General features: G+C 68.0%; 4 protein-coding genes, 1 other RNA gene and 3 pseudogenes. 5 read left to right on the top strand and 3 right to left on the bottom strand.

The window, feature by feature from the left end; all coding sequences use genetic code 11:
• Window positions 1-411: pseudogene (locus AC1DYI_RS26905) on the bottom strand (DNA polymerase III subunit gamma/tau); the annotation flags it as partial.
• A 124-nt stretch (window positions 412-535) separates the two neighbouring features.
• Between AC1DYI_RS26905 and AC1DYI_RS26900 the strand changes: the two are divergent.
• The gene (locus tag AC1DYI_RS26900) at window positions 536-1,657 is read left to right on the top strand and encodes an AIR synthase-related protein (RefSeq protein ID WP_477207188.1); all 1,122 of its coding nucleotides are present in this window, start codon (window positions 536-538) and stop codon (window positions 1,655-1,657) included.
• A gap of 54 nt (window positions 1,658-1,711) precedes the next feature.
• On the opposite strand, the gene AC1DYI_RS26895 is transcribed toward AC1DYI_RS26900, so the two are convergent.
• Window positions 1,712-1,969: a hypothetical protein gene (locus AC1DYI_RS26895; RefSeq protein ID WP_477207187.1), complete on the bottom strand. Its 258-nt coding sequence runs from the start codon at window positions 1,967-1,969 to the stop codon at window positions 1,712-1,714.
• Window positions 1,970-2,065: 96 nt separating this feature from the next.
• Entirely contained in the window at window positions 2,066-2,407 is a 342-nt protein-coding gene (locus AC1DYI_RS26890; RefSeq protein ID WP_477207186.1) for a LysR family transcriptional regulator, read from the bottom strand.
• 301 nt (window positions 2,408-2,708) lie between these two features.
• On the opposite strand from AC1DYI_RS26890, the pseudogene AC1DYI_RS26885 reads away from it, so the two are divergent.
• The 4 genes and pseudogenes from AC1DYI_RS26885 to AC1DYI_RS26870 form a co-directional block, all read left to right on the top strand.
• Window positions 2,709-3,365: pseudogene (locus AC1DYI_RS26885) on the top strand (TerC family protein); the annotation flags it as partial.
• 117 nt (window positions 3,366-3,482) lie between these two features.
• Complete coding sequence (locus tag AC1DYI_RS26880; RefSeq protein WP_477207189.1) at window positions 3,483-3,992, top strand: universal stress protein; 510 nt, start codon at window positions 3,483-3,485, stop codon at window positions 3,990-3,992.
• A 48-nt stretch (window positions 3,993-4,040) separates the two neighbouring features.
• An RNA gene (gene ffs, locus AC1DYI_RS26875) (signal recognition particle sRNA small type) lies at window positions 4,041-4,137 on the top strand.
• 228 nt (window positions 4,138-4,365) lie between these two features.
• Window positions 4,366-4,730 (top strand): annotated as a pseudogene (locus tag AC1DYI_RS26870) (hypothetical protein); the annotation flags it as partial.

The following is a 4,730-nucleotide window of genomic DNA, read 5'->3' as shown; positions in this document are numbered from 1 at the left end:
GGTCAGCTGGTGCGCTTCGTCGATCATGAAGACCTTGAAGCGGCCGACGCTGGGCTTGTACGACGCGCGTTCGATCAGGTCGCGCGCTTCGTCGATGCCGCGGTTGCTGGCGGCATCGAGCTCGGTGTAATCGATGTAGCGGTCGGCGTCGATCTCGCGGCAGGTGGTGCACACGCCGCAAGGCTTGGCGGTGATGCCGCCGTTGCCGTCCGGCCCAACGCAGTTCAGGCACTTGGCCAGGATGCGCGACACGGTGGTCTTGCCGATCCCGCGTGTGCCCGTGAACAGGTAGGCGTGGTGCAGCCGCCCTTGCTCGAGYGCATGCGTCAACGCGCGCACGACGTGGTCCTGGCCGACCATTTCCTCGAAGTTGCGCGAACGGTATTTGCGCGCCAGGACGACATAGCTCATGCGAGGCATTCTACGAGGGGAGCACCGTGCCAACGGCGGCGATCGAGGGTATTCGCGCGGGGTCATTGACAGGCGCGCCGGCACCCCGGCGCCGGGTGTACGGGCTAGCGGATAATCCGCCCCCATGAGTTCCACCCCCTCCAACCCAGGCACGCTGAGCTATGAACAGGCCGGCGTCAACTACGACCTGATCGACCCGCTGAAGGTCGCCGCGCAGCGCGCCGCCGCGGCCACCGCCGGCCACCTGGCCGGGCACGGTTTCTCCGAGGTGAAGGCCTCGCGCGGCGAATCGGCCTATGTGGTGGATGTGGGCCCGTTCTACCTCGCCAGCATCGTCGAATGCCTGGGCTCGAAGGCCCTGGTGGCCGACGAGATGAAGGCGCTGACGGGCAACAGCTACTACGCCGGCATCGCGCAAGACACCATCGCGATGGCGGTCAACGACCTGATCACCGTCGGCGCGACGCCACTGGTCGTGCAGGCCTACTGGGCCGCCGGCGGCAGCGACTGGTTCGGCGACGCGCAACGCGCACAAGCCCTGGTCGAAGGCTGGAAGAAGGCCTGCGATGTGTGCCAGGTGGCCTGGGGCGGCGGCGAAACGCCGGCGCTGGCCGGCATCGTCGAAGGTGGGCGCATCGACCTCGCCGCGTCGTGCACCGGCATCATCAACCCGAAGACCCGCCTGAGCGTCGGCGACGCGCTGGCGCCGGGCGATGCGATCGTCATGCTGGCTTCGAGCGGCATCCACGCCAACGGCCTGAGCCTGGCGCGCAAGCTGGTCGAGCGGCTGCCGAATGGTTATCTCACCGAAGTCGCACCGGGCCTGAGCTATGGCGACGCACTGCTGGCGCCGACCTCGCTGTACAGCCCGGTCACCGAGGCGCTGGCCAAGGCGGGCATCTCGATGCACTACTGCGCCAACATCACCGGCCACGGCTGGCGCAAGCTGCTGCGCCACCCGAGCACGCTGACCTATCGCATCAATGCGCTGCCCGCCGTGCCGCCGGTGCTGAAGTTCATCCAGCAACACGCGCAGCAGGACGACCGCGAGGCCTATTCGACGCTCAACATGGGCGCCGGCTTCGCACTGTTCGTGGCGGCTGAAGACGCCGATCGCACCGTCGCGATCGCCAAGGCCCAGGGCATTGATGCGCTGGTTGCAGGCCGCGTCGAGGCCGGTGAGAAGCAGTTGCTGATCGAGCCGCTGAACATCCGCTTCGGCGACGACGACCTGCAACTGCGCTGAAAACACACGGGCGGCTGGTCGCCGCCCGTCTTCGTTCGGCGCCAGCCCGAACGCTCAGCGCTTGAACTGCTCGCCCGGCTTCTGGTGCGTGCGGTCGTAATCGATGCCGCGCTTGACCTCGTTGATCGCCTTGTCGACCGCGCGGATCGCGTCGACGCGATTGCCACCCTTGTCTGCACTGGCTTGCTGCAGGCTGGCACGAGCCTGTTCGAGGTACGCCAGCGCCTGTTCCATGTGCGGCTGGGCAGCAAACGACGGCAGGGAAACGGCTGCAAGCATGGCCGCGACGGCCAGGGTGTGTGTGAACTTCATTCGTTAGGCTCCAGAGAGGGGTGCGCATATCGCGCCGGCGGCAGCATAGCCTTGACTGCCACTCGACTCGTAACGAAATCCACACGGGCCGATCGATCAGTGCGCCTGCTCGCGCCGGCCCGAAGCCCGCATGCCCGCCAGCGCCTGCTCGCAGCGCTCGAAGGCGGCAAACGCATCGCGAGTGCTGGCCAGCAGGACGCGCGCCGCATCGGTCGGCACCAGCCGCTTGCCTTGCAGCTCGAACAGCCGAACGCCCAAGGCCTCGCTGAGCTTGCGCAAATGGCCCGACAGGGTGGGCTGCGCCATGCACAGCGCCTCGGCGGCGCGGGTGGCGCTGCCCAGCCGGACCACCGCCTCGAAGGCGGCCAACTGCGGCAGCATGCCGTGGCGGATGTAGCGACGGGGGGCGGTCACCGCGCGACCTTGCGAAGAGTCCATTGCCATTCCTCGGTCCAACGATCGGAAGGCAAAGGTCTGGTTCAAGCCGACCGGTTGGCCGGCTCCCGCTCGCCGGGGCTGCTTGCCAAAGACAAGGGCCCGTATTGACGACGAGGCGTCACGCCCGGCGCACCGGGCGCGGAACTACTCCCGCTTTGCGGCAGGCCACGCCTTTCGGCGCGGCACGCCCCAGTTGTAGCACGCATGCCCCCGGTCAGCCAGATCGGCGGCGACCCATCGCAATTTGCAATGCATCGCGATTTGCAATGAACACGGCTCGGCGCGCTCGCAGCATCGGCGCATGGACATCCCCCAATTCCTGTCCGCGCTGCTGGCCATCGTCGTGATCGACATCGTGCTGGCCGGCGACAACGCCATCGTCATCGCGCTGGCCGCACGCGCCCTGCCCGCCCACCTGCAAAAACGCGCCATCGTCTGGGGCGCTGTCGGGGCCATCGGCGTGCGCAGCCTGATGACCGTCCTCGTGGTCTGGCTGCTGCAGATCCCCGGCCTGATGGCGGTGGGTGGCACGCTGCTGGTCTGGATCGCCTACCGGCTGCTGCTGCCGGAAGAAAAAGACGGCAACGAGCACGGCCCCGTGGCCACCACCTTCTGGGGCGCGATGCGCACGATCGTGATCGCCGACGCGGTGATGGGCCTGGACAACGTGCTGGGCGTGGCCGGCGCCGCACACGGCAGCTACCTGCTCGTCGTCACCGGGCTGTTGATCAGCGTGCCGATCGTCGTCTGGGGCAGCACACTGGTGCTGAAGGTGGTCGACCGCTACCCGGCCGTCGTCTACCTCGGTGCCGGCGTGCTGGTCTGGACCGCGATCAAGATGATCACCGGCGAGCCGCTGGTCAAGCCATGGCTGGATGACAACCCTGCCGTGCACGCGGCCGCCTGGCTGGCCATCCCGGTGGTGCTGTGGGCCGGCTTTGTAAAGAACCACCGCCAGCTCGAATCGCGCATCCATGCGCGGCTGGCCGAATTGGCGCCGCAGTTGCCGCTCGGTGTCAGCACGCCCCCCGACACCCGCCCGCCCCAGCCCAGCGTCCTGCCAGGAGACACCAAGATGCTCAGAGTTCTTGTGCCGATCGACAACTCGACCAACGCACTGCGCGCGGTGCGCCATGCAATGGCCGAATACCAGCGTGACCACGAGCTGGAGCTGCACCTGTTGAACGTGCAGCCGACGCTGTCGCGCCACGTGGCGCGCTACCTCAGCCGGCACGACCGCAACGCGTGGCACCACGCCCAGGCCGACGCTGCAATGGCCGATGCCAAGGCGTTGCTCGACCGCACCGGCGTGCCCTACCAGACGCACTGGATGATCGGTGACCGCGCCCACGCGATCTGCCAGACCGCCAAGCACCTGCGCGCCCACCACATCGTGATGGGCACGGCGCGCAAGAACTCGATCACGCGCATGCTGGAAGATTCGGTCACCCACCGCGTGCTCGAAGACACGCCGGTGCCGGTGGAGGTGGTGGCGGGCGAAGCGGTCTCGCGGTTGGAACGCTGGGGCGTGCCTGTCGGCGCACTCGGTCTGGCCACCGGTTTGCTCTGGCTCGCGATCGATTGAAGCCTCCGCCGCCCGAAGGGGTGATGGGCCTCGCTTACAATCTGCGGTGACGGGCCTCCTCGCATGGAAGCACGGCCAACCGGGTCAGATGGGGAACCAAGCAGCCCTAACTGTTGTGACCAGTGCCGGGGCAAGGCTCGTCACCTTCTTCTCCGCCAAGCCGCCAGGGTCGAACCTGGCGGCTTTGTCGTTTCTGAGGCCTTCCGGGGCCAAGAGGGAACATCGTTTGCTGCCTCGTGATCGAGATCTGCTCGCCCGCGTTGCCATGCCCAATCGCCATAGCCCTCCCCGATCCACTCACCGCCACCTGCTGATGCTGGCTTGGGCGTTGACTGCGCCTTGGTGCCAGGCCCAGACACCGGTACCGCCCGCCATGGCCGACACCACCCAGTCCCCGGCGTGCCGGCAAGCGCTGGCAGCCGTGCAAGCCCAGGAATCGGCCGCCCTGTCGGCGAAGAGCGTCCAGCAGCCGGCCTCCGCCGCCGGCCCATCGCCCGCAGCGCTGCTGGCCATGCGTGAACGGGCGGCGCGCATTTGCCTGGGCGGTGGCACCAGCGGGCCGCCGCCGTCGCAACGGACCATGCAGACCCCGATCACGGTGGCGCCTGTGTCGCCGACACGCCCGACAGTCGCCAGCCCCACGCCAGCTCCAACGCCCACGACCACAGCGCCGGTCGTGCCAACCCGCACCGATCCGACGTTGACGGTGACAGGATGCGACGCCACCGGGTGCTGGGC

Source organism: Ideonella sp. P3_A4 (assembly GCF_056403075.1).
Note: the sequence above shows the minus strand (reverse complement) of the source record. Positions and strands in the feature narration are given on the sequence as shown.

What these genes read in the sequence shown, in the direction of transcription:
- AC1DYI_RS26900 (WP_477207188.1), top strand. Translation starts at nt 536, where the DNA reads ATGAGTTCCACCCCCTCCAACCCAGGCACGCTGAGCTATGAACAGGCC.
- AC1DYI_RS26895 (WP_477207187.1), bottom strand. Translation starts at nt 1,969, where the DNA reads ATGAAGTTCACACACACCCTGGCCGTCGCGGCCATGCTTGCAGCCGTT.
- AC1DYI_RS26890 (WP_477207186.1), bottom strand. Translation starts at nt 2,407, where the DNA reads ATGGACTCTTCGCAAGGTCGCGCGGTGACCGCCCCCCGTCGCTACATC.
- AC1DYI_RS26880 (WP_477207189.1), top strand. Translation starts at nt 3,483, where the DNA reads ATGCTCAGAGTTCTTGTGCCGATCGACAACTCGACCAACGCACTGCGC.